The sequence below is a fragment of the Psychrobacter sp. APC 3281 genome, assembly GCF_030407815.1.
Taxonomy (GTDB): Bacteria; Pseudomonadota; Gammaproteobacteria; order Pseudomonadales; family Moraxellaceae; genus Psychrobacter.
Genome location: NZ_JASDCS010000003.1, coordinates 242,091 through 259,645 on the forward strand (window position 1 = coordinate 242,091; position 17,555 = coordinate 259,645).

Below are 17,555 nucleotides of genomic sequence, written 5' to 3' on the forward strand. Positions count from 1 at the left end.
CGAGGGAAAATGATATGAAAAATTCCAGACCTATTATTGCTATTGTGTCTTGTCATAAGATGGTTGACGGACAGCCAGCACAGGCGGTATATCAAAAATACATCGATGCAGTAAACTTTTATGGTGGCAATCCTATATTGCTGCCAAATACAGCTGCTGACAGCGAAAACTTCGATGCGCTGCTCGAAATAGCAGATGGTATTTTATTGACCGGTAGTTATAGCAATGTCGCCCCAACTCGTTATGGTGCGACGCATACCGAAGCCAAAGAAGATCTAGGCCGTGATGAGCTGAGCTTCAAGTTATTGGCTTATGCAGACGAAAAAAACATTCCGCTGTTCGCAGTTTGCCGAGGCTTGCAAGAGATGAATGTTCATTTTGGTGGCACGCTATATCCTGATTGGCGTGATATCGATGGATTTTATGAGCAGCATTTAGAAGACAATACCCAACCGCTTGAGGTGCAGTATCAGCCCATACATGACGTTATCATTCAACCTCAAGGAAGGCTGGCAGCATTTGGTGAAAAGTGGCACGTCAACTCATTGCACAAACAAGCCATCAATAAAGTAGGCGAGCGTTTATTCGTCGAAGCGTTAGCGCCTGATGGCCTGGTAGAGGCTATCAGCTTGTTACAACATCCATTTATGATTGGTGTACAATGGCATCCTGAGTTAAATTATGCGCAAGATAGCTTGTCCAAATTTCTATTCACGGAATTTATTCACCATGCCAGAGAACCACAAACCGAATAGCACAACTAAAAGTAAGGCAGAAACTGCTGTCACTGATAGTGATAACATTGAAAACGATGTTGATAGTGTCGATGACAAAGATGTAGCTGATGTTGATATTGAAATAGATGATATCGATGATGATGAACTGAATGATTCTGAAGCAGATGAATCGTTGAAGGAAGACATTGGCAAAAAGATTAACCAGCTGCGTCTAGCAAAAGGTTATTCGCAACGTAAATTGGCAAAACTGTCAGGGTTGACGAACACGTCTATCAGCTCGATTGAACGCAATAAGGTCAGTCCAGCGGTAAATACGTTAAAGGCGATTTTGACAGTGTTGGGTTCTGATCTGACTACGTTTTTTAGTGACGAGTGGAAAGAGCCAAAGGCTAGAGTGATTGTAACGCCAAAGGATCTATTAGAGCTTAATGAACCCAATAGCAAAGTGTCACTAAAGCAGGTTTATAACTGTAGCAGGACAAGAAACTTAGGGTTCTTGATAGAGACCTATCAGCCAAATAGCTCAACAGAAGAAAAAATCGCTCACGAAGGTGAGGAGATTGGTACGGTCATCGAGGGTAAGATTATTATTCGTATCGAAGACAGTACCTATTTACTAAATCAAGGTGATAGCTATGTGATTGATACCATTCAGCCGCATACTTTTATTAATCCTACCGATAGCGTTACCCGTATTGTAAGTGCCCATACACCGACGACTTATTAAACCTATAGTCAGCGAACCACTAAACCGCTACGGTGTTACCCTCCCTAGAGGTACTACAAGTACAATCTGCGGTCGGCTGCCTTGTAGCTGTTTTAGATTTCTTTGACTATAAGCAAAATTTTGTCAGTTTTAATATTGCCCAGTGATGATTGAACAACAAAAAAGGCTACTTCCATTTTAGAAGTAGCCTTTTTTTGATTATAAAATTACCTATCGAATAAAATGCTTAGCTTATAGTTGATGATTGTCGTCTGCTGTTTCTGTCGTATCTACCGTATCGACATTATCCGTTGTCTTAGACTTTTCTTTGGTCAGCTTTATTTTTGGATTTTTAGCAACAGGTTCGATATTTTTTACAGCGACATTTAGGGCGGGTTTAGATGCTTTCTTCAGACTGCGTTTGATGCGTCGAACTGCGATAGCATCTGCTTCGGCTTGTTCTTCGGCAAGCGCCGTATCATGTAAGCTTTGATATACTTCAAGCGTTTTTTCAATCATCTCACGCATGGTGAATTTGTTGGTCATTTCAGGACGCGTCACACTCTCTAGCTGATTTCTAACTGCTTTACAAAGCGCATTGGCATTGTACTTTTTTACCAGTCCTTGTGGGTAGAGCGGTTGTAAAATCTCGCTAAAGGCGGCTTGATCCCAACCAATGACTGGCGTACCTAGATGTATGGCTTGTAGGGCATTGATACCGATTGACTCGGGCTCATTGGCAAGTGCCATGACAATATTGGCCGCCGATAGCCATTCTCGCATATCATTACGTTTGCTGCCCACATAGGTAATACGTTCAGCCAATTCCAAGCTGTTAGTACGTTGGCGAAAATCTTCATGAGCGACATCGCCGTCTTTATAGTCTTCATCCATAATAATGACGTGAATATTTGGGAACTGTTCTTGCAAGTTACCCAAGATATCTATCAGCCACTCTTGTCCGTACTCATTACCGATGACGGTTGGGAATACGAGCCATTTTTTGTGCTCAAGCTCAGGGTATTCAGCAAAGGTATGACGTAACCAATAGACCGACGGATTATGACGATAAGGGTAGCGCCGAGTGTCGATACCACGATAGATACGCGTGATGACTTTAGGATCTACGTCTTCGATGCGCAGTCCTTTTTTTAAGTATTGAGTGACGCTATCAGATACGGTGATTATCGTATCAACATTGAGTAGAGCCTGAGAGTACTTATTGATTGGATAAAACCCATACATGGTCGAGACCAGTTTGGGGAAACGCCTGACGCGTGCGCGGCGCAGTGCCAAATGTAATATCCATGCAGGGGTACGCGAGTGCACATGAATGACATCGGGTTCGTACTTTTCTATCAAATGCCGCAGTGCAGAGACTTGCAATAGCGATAGCCAAGACTTTTTATTTACGTGCAGCTGATGGTAAATATTGCCATCACGTTTGAGACGTCTAACTAAATCATTGTCTTCATCGGCACTCGAGACAATGATAGAGGTATGCTCATTTTTGACCAATGCCCGCCCAAGATGAAAAATGCCGCGCTCGGATTCATCATGCTTTAGAGACGACAGTAAGCGCATAACTTTCATAATAGCGTTGGTCACCGGTTAGTAATATCAATTTGCTATTGTCAGTTAAAAGCGATTAAAACTCAACCATCAAGATAAAAAGATGAGGTCAGATAGGCGGTTTTTAGACTATATAAGCGTAAGGCATGGATTAATAAACAACAAAAGCCATTAACGTCGTTTTTGTAAATGTTCAGCATTGGGCAGTACTTGTTTTTCACTCAAGTATTTCCAGTAGCGCTGCGGGAGATATTGCTTATGCAGCTTAGGGTTTTTGCGCTCTTTGATATTAACGTTGGTAAAATAACCTTGCCAAAATTTTTGATAGCGCTGCTCATCAGGACTATGAATGCTAGCAGGATTGCGTAATACCGCATCATCGAGATCAGTAATGGTTTGCAGCTTTGCTGGACGTGATGGCGTGCTATTACTTTTATCATAATAGATACCGTAGCCCCGAGTCAGATCATAGATTGCCCAATGTTGATCCTGATAACGCTGCCGAAAGTGCTCTCCGATGAGTGGTAGTACATTAAAATCAGGATCTACACGTGCAAAATAAATATCATCAGTCGTATGCTCAAAACGTACAAATGCTTCCATACGACGTTTTTCACGGCCAACCGATTTGACTGTTTGGACTAATTCGAGAACGTCTAAATTACCCAAATCCTGCATGATCTGACGGTTAGGGTAGTCGATGGCGTATTTGACCACGCGGAACAATGTCGTACCGATATCATCTTTCTCTGATAAAAATCCCCACAAGATATTTCGCATGCCTGAGCGACCCAATAAGGTATTTAATTTGACCAACACACGCTCGGCTTTGTCCTCATCAGTTGCCACGCTAGTCGCCTGAGCGATGAGTGAGGGCACATAGCAATCTTGCGCGGTTAGTTTCAGTGACATATCGTTTTGTAGACGATTGGCATAGACATAAAACACCGCACTCAGCCAACCTTCAAAGCTAGGCTGATACAGTACAATGCTAGGCGTCAATTGACCGACAGCGTAAGAGTCGTTTTGCATAAGTGCTGACATGTTTTATCCTACATTTCTATCATGAATACAGTAGCGAGATAGCAGGTTTTTTAACACATGGTATCTAGAGCCATTCTAAAATAAAGCTAACTGCCCAGTACGCTGATCGTTAAACTTGGTCTGCGTTTGAGCTAGTACATACTGACGGAAATTATCGCGCGTTAAATGAGCAAGGTGTTCATTCTTGCCAGTGGTTGCGATAAAGTATTTAGCACGGTTGACCGCAGCGCCCATCTTTTTTAGATGGTATAGCGTCAATTGATTGAATTTACGTGCTTTGACGATTTTTTTAGCAGTTTTTGTACCGATACCTGGGATACGCACGATCATCTCATAAGTCGCTGTTTGAATATTGACTGGGAAATGCTCGCGATGGCGTATTGCCCAAGCCAGTTTTGGATCGCAGTCCAAATCTAAAAATGGCGACTCCGGCTCCACAATCTCATGCGCGCCAAAACCATAAAAGCGCATTAACCAATCTGCTTGATACAGACGATTCTCCCGCACCATCGGCACAGGCGTTCCAATCGCAGGCAAGCGATTGTCAGAGAGCATAGGTACATAACCTGAGTAATAGACCCGCTTGAGATCATACGTTTTGTAAAAGTGACTCGATAGCTGAATCACCTGCAAGTCAGTCTCGTTACTCGCACCAACGATCATTTGGCTGGTCTGACCTGCTGGCGTGAACTTAGGCACTTTTTTATGAGTTTTACGGCTCTCACGAATGGTGATGATTTCTTCTTTTACCGTTTCCATCGGTGCTTTTAATTGGTCGTGTGATTTTTCTGGTGCAAGCAAAGCCAATCCTGATTTGGTCGGAATCTCGATATTGACGCTCAAACGATCCGCATATAATCCTGCTTCTAGCAGCAGTTCTTTTGACGCACCTGGGATGGTCTTTAGATGGATATAGCCATTGAACCGCTCGCGGGTACGCAAAAGTTTGGCGACTTCGACCAGTCGTTCCATCGTATAGTCGCCACTTTTAAAGATACCAGAGCTAAGAAATAACCCTTCTATATAGTTACGGCGATAAAACTGCATGGTTAAGTCGACGACTTCTTCGACACTGAACGCAGCACGCGGCGTGTCATTGCTTTTACGTGAGGTGCAATAAGCACAGTCGTAAATGCAGTGATTGGTCAAAAGAATCTTTAATAGGCTGACGCAGCGACCATCTTCGGTATAGCTGTGACAGATACCCGTTGCTGAGGCATCGCCTAGACCACCGCCTTGGTTTTTACGCGTACCAGCGGAGGATGAGCAGGAAACATCATACTTGGCAGCATCAGCCAAAATATTGAGTTTGCCCTGTAATCTTTCATAATTGATGTTTGCCATAAGTCGCGTTTTACCAATTAATTGATGAAAGACTATTTTACCAAAATTATCGCTAAGTCATTGTATTTATAGGTGAAGTTAGAATGATATGCGACAACGGTTGTCGTCACGAAAATCTGAATTTTTGGCTATGATTTGAATTTACACAAAGATTTTTTCAGCTAAGAATCCAACCACCAATCCGCCAACGATACCTGCAATACCAAGCAATAGGAGAGGAATGGCTAGTATCGTGAGTATCTGTGCTTGGCTATTTTCCAAAAAAAAGGTCTTGTGGACTAGATAGCTAGTCCACAAGACCTTTTACATATACCGATAACCGTTAAATAATAATACGCGACAGTTTAATGTTTATTGAACCTTGGCACGTATGATGACGGTTTTGGCCGCATTGGCATCAAAGTTCACCAAGTTCCATTTTAGACCAGAGTAGTTTTCTTGGACAACCACAGTATTGCCAACCTGCTGAATGGTTTGATAGCTGTCTCCGCCAGTGGTAGCAAGCGTCGGCAGAGGACTATTCAACGAGACTAACTGGACGCCACTTGGCAATGAGATCATTGCGTTGATGTCATTAACTGGCTGTGCTGTGGTGTTTGTATAAGTGGTGTGATACTCGATCACATCGCCTGGGGCAATATGATTGGCAGGAACGGCAACTTCACGTCCATCAGCATTTTTTAGAATTTTCATGACTTTGGTGTTGGCATTGACCACGCCAGGCGTACTAAAGGTAGGGGTCAGTTGCAACGTATCCAAAGTTGCCGTCGTTGTCGTTACTTGATTGGTCACTGGCTGCTGCATAATCACTGGCGGGGTGACATTGGTTGCGACAGGTAGTACTTGCGTCACGCTGCTAGCAGGCGTGGTAATCACATCTACTTTAGTGACTTTATTGGTAATAGAGTTAGTCACTGGTACGCTAGTAACGGTCGTCATACCTTGGACAATAGGAGACTGACGCACGACATAGCGTGGCACAGTGGTCACCTGAGTTACCGCGTACGGCATGCCGTCTTGCATGGTGATACCGTTTGGCGTCGCCGTAATAGTAGCAGTTTTGCCATCAGAGTATTGCTCGACCACAGTGGTGCTACCGCTCGCAGATGAGCTAATAGCGATCTCAGGGGCAGCATTGGCCGATGATGCGGCCAACATGATGCCTGCTAGCAATGCAGACATAGCTGCATTTTTTGCCATAGTCGTTTTAGCAGTTGGTGTTTGAAAATCATCGTTCATAATCATAAAAGACTCCTCAAAAATAATAGTAAGTAATACAACAATAGATAATGCTTAGATAAACAAAACCCCCGCTAAATGACACTGAAAAATATGCCAAATAACGAGGGTAGTAGTGCTGATATTAGCCTATGTATGCGATCAGACCATCATTATTTTTAGTAAAAGCGCCGCAATACTAACTTGTATAAAAGCTATTCAATCTTAACTATTTCTTATTGAATAAACTGAATATTGAAGCTGTTGTGCACTCAAACTCAAATAATTATGCGCCAAAACAAATCATGGATAAAAGCAGCATTGTGTAACCGAAATGGTATAAATGCTATCTATGTGTAGTACAGCTTTCATCTATGGAATTGCATAACTAAGTAGTCAGGCGCAATCATTGTCATAAAAACTATTATTTAAAAGTCATTTCTCGAACTGTCTATCTTTGAGAACATCAAATTTATAGACTAGAACGCAGTGTAGCTATTAAGTGTAGCTATTAGTCGTATATAACTTTCATGACTTCATATTCAACCACGCCCTTTGGCGTTTCGATGCGTACTTCGTCGCCTTCGAACTTACCAATCAAACCACGAGCGATTGGTGAGTTAACTGAGATTTTACCAGCTTTAAAATCAGCTTCATCATCGCCAACGATTTTGTACTGTTTTTCTTCTTCGGTGTCCATGTTTTCGATCACGACGCTGACACCAAACACGATACGGCCTTCTTTTGGTAGTGTCGAAGGATCGATGACTTGAGCGCCACCAAGTTTGGCTTCGATATCACGGATACGTGCTTCACAAAAACCTTGTTGCTCGCGGGCAGCATGGTATTCAGCATTTTCTTTCAAATCGCCGTGTTCGCGTGCTTCAGCAATCGATGCTGTGATGCGTGGACGGTCGACACTTTTTAGCTGTTTTAATTCGGCTTCTAGAGCCGCGTGTCCTTGCGGAGTCATTGGGTAACGTTGCATGTTTTTTCCTTAAACCAATAACACCACACCACCTCATAATGAGATGGTGTCAGTGTTGTTGCAATGGATATAAAATATAAAAGAGTGATAATTAAGACGATGTAATGAATAAGTTGGCCATCATTTATGAGTGTATTTCACCTCAGTTCAAGCATAGGCGCACTTAAGCTTACGTAATAAAAAGCATAGTCGCAATTTAGCCACTATGCTTTTTAGGTCTATCACGGTAAAGGTATCGTTCCTCAAGCATGGTTGGCTATATTTAAAGCAAACAACGATACTTGAGTGAGCTTTTAGGCAAGCCTAACGGTTATGCTTAATCTACTGAAATTATTCAGCCACGTCAATAGACTTTGCTTGCTCATGCAAATCTTGTAACTTATAGACATCAAACGGTAAGTCAATCGCGTAAGATTTGCAGACGGCATCAGCGGCACCTAACGTGGTGACGTAGAATACTTTGCCTTGTAGTGCACTACGGCGAATAGAGAACGAATCCTCTTGAGCTTGCTTACCTTCAGTGGTATTGATGATAAGGTCGATTTTGCCGTTTTTCAAGGCATCAACGATATGCGGGCGACCTTCAGTAACTTTGTTGATTTGCTGACTTTCGATACCAGCGTCGCTCAGTACCTTTTGCGTGCCAGTGGTCGAGACAATCTTAAAGCCAAAGTCTGCAAGCTGACGAGCAATCGGAGCGATTTGGGCTTTGTCACTGTCACGAACTGAGATAAAGACCGTTTTTGTCTCGCCTTCAGTCGGTAGACCTGGCAGACGCTCGTTACTACCGATAATGGCCTTGTAGAATGCTTCGCCAAAGGTTTTGCCTACGCCCATAACTTCGCCCGTTGATTTCATCTCAGGACTCAAGATTGGGTCAACACCTGGGAACTTAGCGAATGGGAATACCGCTTCTTTGACCGCATAGAATGCTGGGACAATCTCAGTGGTAAAGCCTTGATCTTTAAGCGAAGTACCAGCCATACAGCGAGCAGCAACCTGTGCTAACGAAGTACCGATACACTTAGAGACGAACGGTACTGTACGTGCAGCACGTGGATTCACTTCTAAGATATATACGGTTTCGCCTTTTACAGCGAACTGTACGTTCATTAGACCGATAACGCCTAGCTCTTTTGCCATAGCGACCGTTTGCGCGCGCATCACATCACATAGCTCTTTAGACAGTGAATATGGTGGTAGTGAGCATGCTGAGTCACCTGAGTGGACACCAGCCTGTTCGATATGTTGCATGATACCGCCGATGACGACATCAGTACCATCACATACACAGTCTACGTCGACTTCGATAGCATCATCTAAGAAACGATCTAGTAGGACAGGCGCTTCGTTCGATGCTTGTACCGCAGTACGTAGGTAATGTCTTAGCTCGTCTTCGTTGTAGACGATTTCCATCGCGCGGCCACCTAATACATAAGATGGACGTACAACCAATGGATAGCCTACGTCTTTTGCTTTAACCAAGCCATCTTCCAAGCTGGTCGCTAAAGCGTTTGATGGCTGTACTAGGTTTAGCTGCTGAATCATATGCTGGAAACGCTCACGGTCTTCGGCACGGTCAATTGCATCTGGGCTAGTACCGATGATTTTAACGCCTGCTGACTCTAGTGCACGAGCAAGTTTCAATGGTGTTTGGCCACCGAACTGTACAATCACGCCATCAGGGTTTTCGATACGAACAATCTCTAGCACGTCTTCTAATGTGATTGGCTCAAAGTATAGACGGTCAGAAGTGTCATAATCGGTTGAAACCGTTTCAGGGTTACAGTTGACCATGATGGTCTCGTAACCATCTTCACGCATAGCAAGCGCTGCGTGTACACAGCAGTAATCAAACTCAATACCTTGGCCGATACGGTTAGGACCGCCACCGATAACCATGATTTTCTTTTTGTCTGTTGGGTTTGCTTCACATTCGCTATCGTACGTCGAGTACATATAAGCCGTGCTAGTAGCAAATTCTGCGGCACAGGTATCGACACGCTTATAGACTGGATAGACGTTTAGATCCCAGCGCTTTTTGCGTAGTTGCTTTTGTGAGATACCAAGCAATTTAGCCAAACGCAAATCTGACAAACCTTTACGTTTAAAGCTACGTAGATTCTTCTCGTTTAATCCGCCAAAACCCAGTGATTTTACGGTAGCTTCTGTTTTAACGATGTCTTCGATCTGTACCAAGAACCATGGGTCAATCTTGGTAAAGTTAAACACTTCATCGACACTCATACCGACGCGGAATGCATCAGCAACGTAGTAGATACGCTCAGGTGTTGGAATGGTTAGGCGGTTGATGATTTCGCTACGCGCTTTTTCGGCGCTTACTTTTGACAAGTCAATTTGCTCGTCAAAACCATCCGCACCTGTTTCCATACCGCGCAATGCTTTTTGCATAGACTCTTGGAAGTTACGACCGATCGCCATCACTTCACCGACCGATTTCATCTGAGTCGATAAGATATTGTCTGCTTGTGGGAATTTTTCGAAGTTAAAACGAGGTATCTTGGTCACAACATAATCAAGCGCAGGCTCAAAGCTGGCTGGCGTTTTGCCACCAGTGATGTCGTTTTGCAATTCGTCTAGCGTGTAACCAATGGCCAGTTTTGCTGCGATTTTTGCAATCGGGAAGCCAGTGGCTTTTGAGGCTAGGGCAGACGAGCGTGATACGCGTGGGTTCATCTCGATGACGACCATGCGACCAGTATCAGGGTTGATACCGAACTGTACGTTTGAGCCGCCTGTTTCAACACCAATCTCACGCAGTACTGCTAATGACGCATTACGCATGATTTGGTATTCTTTGTCGGTCAAAGTCTGTGCTGGTGCGACGGTGATTGAGTCACCGGTATGCACGCCCATTGGGTCAAAGTTTTCGATGGCACAAATGATGATGCAGTTGTCGTTTTTGTCACGAACCACTTCCATCTCGTATTCTTTCCAACCAATCAATGACTCATCGATAAGCAGTTGATGGTTTGGAGACAAGTCAAAACCGCGCTCGCAGATTTCGATGAACTCATCGCGGTTATAAGCGATACCGCCGCCTGAGCCACCCATCGTGAATGATGGACGAATGATACACGGATAGCCCATTTTTTCTTGAGTGGCAAACGCTTCTTCCATGGTTTCAGCCGTTTCAGCGCGAGGGCACTCAAGGCCGATACGCTTCATGGCTTTATCAAATAAGTTGCGGTCTTCTGCCATCTCGATTGAGTCTTTGGTCGCGCCAATCAATTCGCAGTTATACTTGGTCAATACGCCATGCTTGTCTAGCTCTAGCGCACAGTTTAGTGCTGTCTGGCCGCCCATCGTTGGCAAGATTGCATCTGGACGTTCTTTGGCAATGATTTGCTCAACGGTCTGCCAAGTAATCGGCTCGATATAGGTCGCGTCAGCCATGACAGGGTCGGTCATGATGGTCGCAGGGTTTGAGTTGACCAAGATGACGCGGTAGCCTTCTTCTTTTAGTGCTTTACACGCCTGTGCGCCTGAATAGTCAAACTCACATGCTTGGCCGATGACGATAGGGCCTGCGCCAATGATAAGAATGCTTTTTATGTCGGTACGTTTTGGCATAGTTAGAGCTACCTTCGTTTGGGTGATAATTTGAGTAATCTTTATTTTTGGTAACGCTCAAGGCGTTTTATACTTGCAGTGCTTTATTTAGTGCCGCTTGAACCGCTATGGACAATTCAAGCGTTTACTTATTATGTAGTTATAATCAACCGTTTACGCTTGGGCAGTTTTAGACGCTTCCATCATATCCGCAAACTTATCAAATAATGGCGCGCAGTCATGTGGACCAGGGCTGGCTTCTGGGTGACCTTGGAAGCTAAAGACTGGCTTGTTGGTCAGCTCGATACCTTGGTTAGTACCATCGAATAATGAACGATGGGTAGATTTAACGTTGTCAGGTAGCGTGTCTTCATCGACTGCAAAACCATGGTTCTGACTAGTAATCATAACCGTGCCAGTCGCTAGATCTTGTACTGGATGGTTGGCACCATGATGGCCAGTTTTCATCTTGATAGTATTTGCACCGCTAGCCAAACCAATCAGCTGATGGCCTAAGCAGATGCCAAACGTTGGCACGTCAGTTTGCTCAATGATATGACGTACCGCATCGATAGCATAATCACAAGCTGCAGGATCGCCAGGGCCGTTTGATAAGAAGATGCCATCTGGGTTCATTGCTAGCACATCTGCGATAGGGGTCTGTGCTGGTACAACCGTCACGTGACAACCGCGGTCGACGAGCATGCGTAAGATGTTGGTTTTGCTACCGAAGTCATAAGCGACGACGTTGTATTTAGAATCGATGTGAGTGCCGAGTTGCTTAAAGAAGCCGCCAGTACCGCTATCATGACTGCCAGGGATATCACGGTTGAGTAGGGTGTCTGATAAATCCCAGGTACCCGCTGTCCACTCAAAGTTCTCTGTAGTGCAGCATTCTTTTGCCAAGTCCATACCCTTTAGACCTGCAAAGCCTTTCGCTAACTCAATCGCTTTTTGCTCATCGTCGCTGCTGATAGTCTCGCCGTTTGAGGCAGTCATGATACAGCCGTTCTGTGCACCCTTATCACGTAATAGACGTGTTAGCTGACGCGTATCAATTTCAGCGATAGCCACTGTCTCATTACGCTGTAGATAGTCGCTGAGTGACTCTGAGTTACGGAAGTTAGAGGTTGCCATGGTGGCATCACGGATGATAAGACCGTCTGCCCACACTTTGTGGCCGTTGCCAGATTCTGTGTCCTCGCTATTGGTGCCTGTATTACCGATGTGAGGGTAAGTCAAAGTCACCAGCTGGCGGGCATAACTTGGATCGGTTAGGATTTCTTGATACCCTGTCATGGCTGTGTTAAATACCACTTCACCAATACGATGACCTAGGCTGCCGATACTGACACCGCGAAAGATTGTACCGTCTGCTAGTGCCAAAATTGCTTGTATTTCTGCCGATGAATTCAAGGATTGCCTCCGCTGTTATTGGTGAGTGCCATCGTGTTTTGTTGGCCTAAAATTGCTCCGTATCCTTTTATTTACGGCATTTGACTGTTGTCATATAGAAGTAAAAAAAGGGCGATACACAAAAATTTTCCACAAAAAAGCGAGAAGACATTATTGATGAAAACTACAAAACCCACTAGATAGTGAATAGGTAACTTGCATCATGTCCGCTCGCTTAGGCACAGATTTTGCGTATTATATACAAAATAGACGGTTATAGCTAGCCGATTTACTGGATTAATAGTCATTTCATGGCTAATAATGAGGTCTTTATAAAGATATCGACTTTATAAAATAGCCTAAGCAGACACTGACTCCTTTCTCTTTTATCAAAATCAACATCTAGCGTGTATTAATAGCGCTGGATTTTCGCAGTTGGCTTTGCCACAATGGACAGCGAAGCGCTAGACCCAATTTTTATGATCGTTTGTTATAACAATAATGAAGATGACAAGGAGTCGTTATGATTTATCAGTATTTAGACAAAACCCCAGAGTTTGCTGTACCGTTCAACGGTTGGGTAGCAGATTCAGCGCAAGTGATGGGCGATGTATATTTAGGCCATCAAGCCAATATTTGGTTCGGTGCAGTGATACGCGGTGACAACGATCGTATCCATATCGGTGACTATAGTAATGTCCAAGAAAACAGTGTGATTCATACTGATGCAGGTATTGAGGTGAAAATCGGTAATTACGTGACTATCGGCCATTTGGCTATGTTGCACGGCTGTGAAGTCGGTGATAATAGCTTGATTGGCATTGGCGCTGTGGTACTTAACAATGTCAAAATCGGTAAAAACTGTCTGATAGGGGCGAAAGCCTTGATTACTGAAGGTCAGGTTATTCCTGATAACTCGCTAGTGATGGGCGCGCCTGCAAAAGTGGTCAAGACGCTAACAGATGAGCAAGCAGCGATGCTAAAAATGTCAGCGCTACATTATGCTGAGCGTTGTCAGAAATTTAAAACAGGCTTAACAGAAATAGCGATGCCTGACTAAGGGTAAGTAAACGAGCTAAGTTTAAAGAGATAGACGATAGGGTGTGAGCTGTATTTAATTGATGTGCTATTTAAATGATGTAATCATACTTAATACACAACTGTACCCAATTTTATTAAACGATTCATATTTTTTCGCAACCAACGATAAGGTCTCACCATGCAGGCAAATCAAGCACAAACAAAACAAAAACAACTGGCATTATTTGATTTAGATCATACATTACTTGATGTCGATAGCGATTATCTCTGGGGCGAGTATATCGTAAAGCATGACCTTGTCGATGAGGCGCAGTACCGCACTGCCAATCAGAAATTTTATAATGACTATATCGAAGGCACGCTAGACGCGACAGAGTACAATGAGTTTGTCGCGCAGTTTTTGAGTAGTTTGCCGCTTGATAGACTTGATGAGCTAAGAGAAGACTATATCAAAAGCGAAATCGAGCCACATATTCGCCCAAAAGCGATGGAAGCATTATGTCAGCACATTGAGCAAGGACACGATGTGGTGATTATTTCTGCGACCAATGATTTTGTAGTATCGGCTATTGCCAAGCGTTTTGGCGTGGAAGAAGCCAATGTATTGGCGACGCCGCTAGAGATCAAAGACAATCGTTATACAGGTAAGCTAATTGATAGACCAAACTTCCAAGCGGGCAAAATATACCATTTGGATAAATGGCTGAATAAACAGCAAGCCTCTGGCATCACTTTTGAAAAGACGTACGCGTATTCAGATTCCAAAAATGATATTCCGTTACTCGAATGGGCTGATGTGGCCGTTTGCGTATCACCTGATGATGCGCTGCATGCGCATGCCTTGGCCCATCGCTGGGCAGTAGAAGATTGGTCAATTTAGGCTGTCCAATCTAATAATAGTAGCAACATTGGCATCAGCGATAATTAGCGAACCATTTAGTATCAATCTCATTTAAAATAGCGCCACATTCGTTATTTATTTTTATTAGAAAAACAGGAACATTTATGGAAATCAATCCGTATCAAGAGCAAATTAAAGACTTATCAGAGCGTGGGCAGGATTTGCGGAGGTATCTTTGACTTCGATGGTAAGCAAGAACGCTTAGAAGAAGTCAATTTAGAGTTAGAAAACCCTGAGCTATGGAACGATCCAGAGCGCGCGACCAAAATTAATAAAGAAAAAAGTCACCTTGATGGTGTCATCGATGTGGTGGTCTCTCTTGAAACCACACTAGAAGACGCGTCTGCCATGCTAGAGTTGGCAGTCGAAGCAGAAGATGAGTCATTGCTAGCCGATGTGCAGAGCGAGCTAGATAGTGCTGAGAAACGCGTTGCTGATTTAGAATTCCGCCGAATGTTTAGCGGTGAGATGGATCCAAACAATTGCTACTTGGATATTCAATCAGGCAGTGGCGGCACCGAAGCGCAAGATTGGGCCGAAATGCTGCTGCGTATGTATACGCGCTGGGCAGAAGCACATGGTTTCAAAGTAGATGTAATTGAAGTGTCATCAGGCAGTGTGGCTGGTATTAAGTCTGCAACCATTGAGATCAAAGGCGATTATGCGTTTGGCTGGTTACGTACCGAAATTGGTGTCCATCGTCTAGTACGTAAATCACCATTCGATAGTAATAATGGTCGTCATACGTCGTTTGCTGCGGTGTTTGTCTCGCCTGAGATTGACGACAACGTCGAGATTGATATCAATCCAGCGGACTTGCGTATCGATACCTACCGTTCATCTGGCGCGGGTGGTCAGCACGTAAACACGACAGATTCTGCGGTACGTATTACCCATGAGCCGTCGGGCGTGGTAGTGACCTGTCAGAACGAGCGTAGTCAACATGGTAACAAAGCCACCGCGATGAAAATGCTACGTGCTAAGCTCTATGAGCTGGAAATGCAAAAACGTATGGAATCACAGCAAGCAGTCGAAGATGGTAAGTCTGATGTTGGCTGGGGCAGTCAAATTCGTTCGTACGTGCTCGATGACTCACGCATCAAGGATTTGCGTACGGGTGTTGAAACCTTTAACACTGGTGCGGTACTAGATGGTGACCTCGATCAGTTTATTGAAGCGAGTCTAAAAGCAGGACTGTAAAAGGCTGTTTTAAATAAGCAGCCGTTTTAAAATAGCAACCAATATTTAATTAAGGAAAATTATGCCAAGCGTTAATAATTATTTTGATGATAAAGTGACTTCTATTGCCTTTCAAACGGCTACTAAGCCTGCAACTGTCGGAGTTATGGAAATTGGTGAATATGAGTTTGGTACCAGTGAATTCGAAACCATGAGTGTGGTGAGCGGTGCATTGACGGTTAAGCTACCAGAGAGTGATGAGTGGCAAACGTTTAACGCTGGCGAGCAATTTACCGTTGAAGCTAATCAGAAGTTCCAAGTAAAAGTAGATGTCGAAACGGCTTATCTATGTGTATACGGCAAATAACGACTTCTAAGTTATAGCAATATCAAAACGAAAAACGCCAAGTACTTTATGCTTGGCGTTTTTTTGTGTGTCATATTTCAAATAAATTCTAAGCTATTATCCTGAAAACCATATTTTACACAGCATTACACTTTGTCTGTGCCAAATAAACAGCAAAAACTACCGTCATTAATTATGCTAAAACCATGAATTCTCAAAGGTATACAGGTTTATGACAAAGGCAATAGTAAAGGCAAACCAGCAGACAACTACCAAAGACGTGCGTCATGATTACGAGCACCTCGCCCGCCGTGCCAATTTACGTTATGTGAGTGATAATGAGCCAGGCTACGAGCGTAGACGTTGGGGTCGCGGCTTTACTTATCGTGATGCAACGGGCAACACGGTCAAAGACAAAGCATTGCGTCAGCGTTTTGATGCATTGGTGATACCGCCCATGTGGTCAGAGGTGTGGATATGCCAAGACGAAAGAGGCCATTTGCAATCAACAGGGCGAGACGAAAAATCGCGTAAACAGTATCTGTATCATCCCTCATGGAACAACATCCGTGACCAAGCAAAGTTTGATGCGATGATAGGATTTGCAGAGGCACTGCCAAATCTACGCGCACAAGTCGAGGCAGATTTGGAAGCAAGGTCCTTATCACGCACTAACGTACTCGCTGCCGTTGTTAAATTGCTAGAGACCACTTTGATTCGTATCGGTAACAGCCGCTACGCCAAACAAAATAAAAGCTATGGTCTGAGTACGCTACGTAGTAAGCATGTCAGCGAAACCGACAATGGACTGGCATTTGATTTCGTCGGGAAAAGCGCAAAAGAGCATCATATCGAGCTGCAAGATGAGCGATTGATTGATATCGTGCAAGCCTGCTCTGAACTACCAGGCTATCAAATATTCAAATATTTAGATGACAACGGACATAAGCAAGTCGTTGACAGTAGCGATATCAACGACTACTTGCGGATGCATACGTGTGGCATGGACTGTGAAAGTAAGCTGTATAGTGCAAAAGATTTTCGCACATGGATGGCAAGTGTGCTCGCGGCAAGCTACCTATATGACGAGCTACAAACGACGGCAGGTGCTAGCATACTAGCCAGTGCGCCAGAAAGTGCTGAGCGACAGCAATTAGTCACTGATATGGTAAAAAGCGTGGCAGCAGAGCTAGGCAACACGCCGACCGTATGCCGTGCCTCTTATATTCATCCCATTGTCATTGAGCGTTTTTTGGCAGGGCAGTTTTTTGAAACTTACAAACAAGCGCGCCGTGGTCGAACCAAAAAATACCAAAGCTGTGAAGAAAAAGCGTTATTAGGGTTTTTAAGAGCTGATGTTTAGATGTGAGGTTTTAGATAATAATATTGAGGTGTTAATTCTTTAATAGGAAATTGAAAATATGCGGCAGTACTTTGGCTATTGATTGTAGGTGTCTTCGAGGACTTATAGCGAATTAATGATAATTAGTTATAGATTATTTCTATTTCTA

14 protein-coding genes are annotated in these 17,555 nt (G+C 43.9%); 7 read left to right on the forward strand and 7 right to left on the reverse strand.

What is annotated here, in order from left to right; translation table 11 throughout:
- Positions 1 to 14: 14 nt before the first annotated feature.
- Positions 15 to 755 (forward strand): gamma-glutamyl-gamma-aminobutyrate hydrolase family protein, encoded by a 741-nt coding sequence (locus QL886_RS03520; RefSeq protein WP_290177655.1) that lies wholly within the window; start codon positions 15 to 17, stop codon positions 753 to 755.
- Positions 730 to 1,464 carry a cupin domain-containing protein gene (locus tag QL886_RS03525; protein ID WP_290177656.1) on the forward strand — a complete coding sequence of 245 codons (735 nt, stop codon included), beginning with the start codon at positions 730 to 732 and terminating at the stop codon, positions 1,462 to 1,464. Before QL886_RS03520 ends, QL886_RS03525 begins: the two co-directional genes overlap by 26 nt.
- Positions 1,465 to 1,695: 231 nt before the next feature.
- Here the strand turns inward: QL886_RS03525 and QL886_RS03530 are convergent, their stop codons facing one another.
- The 7 genes from QL886_RS03530 to carA all read right to left on the reverse strand — a co-directional run bounded on the left by QL886_RS03530 (position 1,696) and on the right by carA (position 12,598).
- Positions 1,696 to 3,036 carry a glycosyltransferase family 4 protein gene (locus QL886_RS03530; protein WP_290177657.1) on the reverse strand — a complete coding sequence of 447 codons (1,341 nt, stop codon included), beginning with the start codon at positions 3,034 to 3,036 and terminating at the stop codon, positions 1,696 to 1,698.
- A 150-nt stretch (positions 3,037 to 3,186) separates the two neighbouring features.
- Entirely contained in the window at positions 3,187 to 4,059 is an 873-nt protein-coding gene (locus tag QL886_RS03535) for a TIGR03915 family putative DNA repair protein (protein WP_290177658.1), read from the reverse strand.
- A gap of 75 nt (positions 4,060 to 4,134) precedes the next feature.
- Positions 4,135 to 5,403, reverse strand: coding sequence for a putative DNA modification/repair radical SAM protein (locus QL886_RS03540; RefSeq protein WP_290177659.1), 1,269 nt, complete (start codon positions 5,401 to 5,403; stop codon positions 4,135 to 4,137).
- 351 nt (positions 5,404 to 5,754) lie between these two features.
- Positions 5,755 to 6,648, reverse strand: coding sequence for a hypothetical protein (locus QL886_RS03545; protein WP_290177660.1), 894 nt, complete (start codon positions 6,646 to 6,648; stop codon positions 5,755 to 5,757).
- Between the two features lie 484 nt (positions 6,649 to 7,132).
- On the reverse strand, positions 7,133 to 7,609 hold the full coding sequence (gene greA, locus QL886_RS03550; RefSeq protein ID WP_057760725.1) for a transcription elongation factor GreA: 477 nt from the start codon (positions 7,607 to 7,609) through the stop codon (positions 7,133 to 7,135).
- Positions 7,610 to 7,939: 330 nt separating this feature from the next.
- The gene (carB, locus tag QL886_RS03555; protein ID WP_102091162.1) at positions 7,940 to 11,203 is read right to left on the reverse strand and encodes a carbamoyl-phosphate synthase large subunit; all 3,264 of its coding nucleotides are present in this window, start codon (positions 11,201 to 11,203) and stop codon (positions 7,940 to 7,942) included.
- A 153-nt stretch (positions 11,204 to 11,356) separates the two neighbouring features.
- Positions 11,357 to 12,598, reverse strand: a complete 1,242-nt coding sequence (gene carA / locus QL886_RS03560; protein WP_290177661.1) for a glutamine-hydrolyzing carbamoyl-phosphate synthase small subunit — start codon at positions 12,596 to 12,598, stop codon at positions 11,357 to 11,359.
- Positions 12,599 to 13,100: 502 nt separating this feature from the next.
- On the opposite strand from carA, the gene QL886_RS03565 reads away from it, so the two are divergent.
- The 5 genes from QL886_RS03565 (at position 13,101) to QL886_RS03585 (ending at position 17,407) form a co-directional block, all read left to right on the forward strand.
- Positions 13,101 to 13,637, forward strand: coding sequence for a gamma carbonic anhydrase family protein (locus tag QL886_RS03565; protein ID WP_290177662.1), 537 nt, complete (start codon positions 13,101 to 13,103; stop codon positions 13,635 to 13,637).
- A 159-nt stretch (positions 13,638 to 13,796) separates the two neighbouring features.
- Entirely contained in the window at positions 13,797 to 14,498 is a 702-nt protein-coding gene (locus tag QL886_RS03570; RefSeq protein WP_290177663.1) for an HAD family hydrolase, read from the forward strand.
- Positions 14,499 to 14,623: 125 nt separating this feature from the next.
- A protein-coding gene (prfB, locus tag QL886_RS03575; protein ID WP_102078362.1) for a peptide chain release factor 2 occupies positions 14,624 to 15,719 on the forward strand; the annotation gives its coding sequence in 2 pieces (ribosomal slippage) (positions 14,624 to 14,695 and positions 14,697 to 15,719; 1,095 coding nt in all).
- Positions 15,720 to 15,780: 61 nt separating this feature from the next.
- On the forward strand, positions 15,781 to 16,065 hold the full coding sequence (locus QL886_RS03580) for a pyrimidine/purine nucleoside phosphorylase (RefSeq protein WP_057760713.1): 285 nt from the start codon (positions 15,781 to 15,783) through the stop codon (positions 16,063 to 16,065).
- A 211-nt stretch (positions 16,066 to 16,276) separates the two neighbouring features.
- Positions 16,277 to 17,407, forward strand: coding sequence for a DNA topoisomerase IB (locus tag QL886_RS03585; RefSeq protein WP_290177664.1), 1,131 nt, complete (start codon positions 16,277 to 16,279; stop codon positions 17,405 to 17,407).
- Positions 17,408 to 17,555: the final 148 nt, after the last annotated feature.

What these genes read in the sequence shown, in the direction of transcription:
- QL886_RS03520 (WP_290177655.1), top strand. Translation starts at nt 15, where the DNA reads ATGAAAAATTCCAGACCTATTATTGCTATTGTGTCTTGTCATAAGATG.
- QL886_RS03525 (WP_290177656.1), top strand. Translation starts at nt 730, where the DNA reads ATGCCAGAGAACCACAAACCGAATAGCACAACTAAAAGTAAGGCAGAA.
- QL886_RS03530 (WP_290177657.1), bottom strand. Translation starts at nt 3,036, where the DNA reads ATGAAAGTTATGCGCTTACTGTCGTCTCTAAAGCATGATGAATCCGAG.
- QL886_RS03535 (WP_290177658.1), bottom strand. Translation starts at nt 4,059, where the DNA reads ATGTCAGCACTTATGCAAAACGACTCTTACGCTGTCGGTCAATTGACG.
- QL886_RS03540 (WP_290177659.1), bottom strand. Translation starts at nt 5,403, where the DNA reads ATGGCAAACATCAATTATGAAAGATTACAGGGCAAACTCAATATTTTG.
- QL886_RS03545 (WP_290177660.1), bottom strand. Translation starts at nt 6,648, where the DNA reads ATGATTATGAACGATGATTTTCAAACACCAACTGCTAAAACGACTATG.
- greA (WP_057760725.1), bottom strand. Translation starts at nt 7,609, where the DNA reads ATGCAACGTTACCCAATGACTCCGCAAGGACACGCGGCTCTAGAAGCC.
- carB (WP_102091162.1), bottom strand. Translation starts at nt 11,203, where the DNA reads ATGCCAAAACGTACCGACATAAAAAGCATTCTTATCATTGGCGCAGGC.
- QL886_RS03565 (WP_290177662.1), top strand. Translation starts at nt 13,101, where the DNA reads ATGATTTATCAGTATTTAGACAAAACCCCAGAGTTTGCTGTACCGTTC.
- QL886_RS03570 (WP_290177663.1), top strand. Translation starts at nt 13,797, where the DNA reads ATGCAGGCAAATCAAGCACAAACAAAACAAAAACAACTGGCATTATTT.
- QL886_RS03580 (WP_057760713.1), top strand. Translation starts at nt 15,781, where the DNA reads ATGCCAAGCGTTAATAATTATTTTGATGATAAAGTGACTTCTATTGCC.
- QL886_RS03585 (WP_290177664.1), top strand. Translation starts at nt 16,277, where the DNA reads ATGACAAAGGCAATAGTAAAGGCAAACCAGCAGACAACTACCAAAGAC.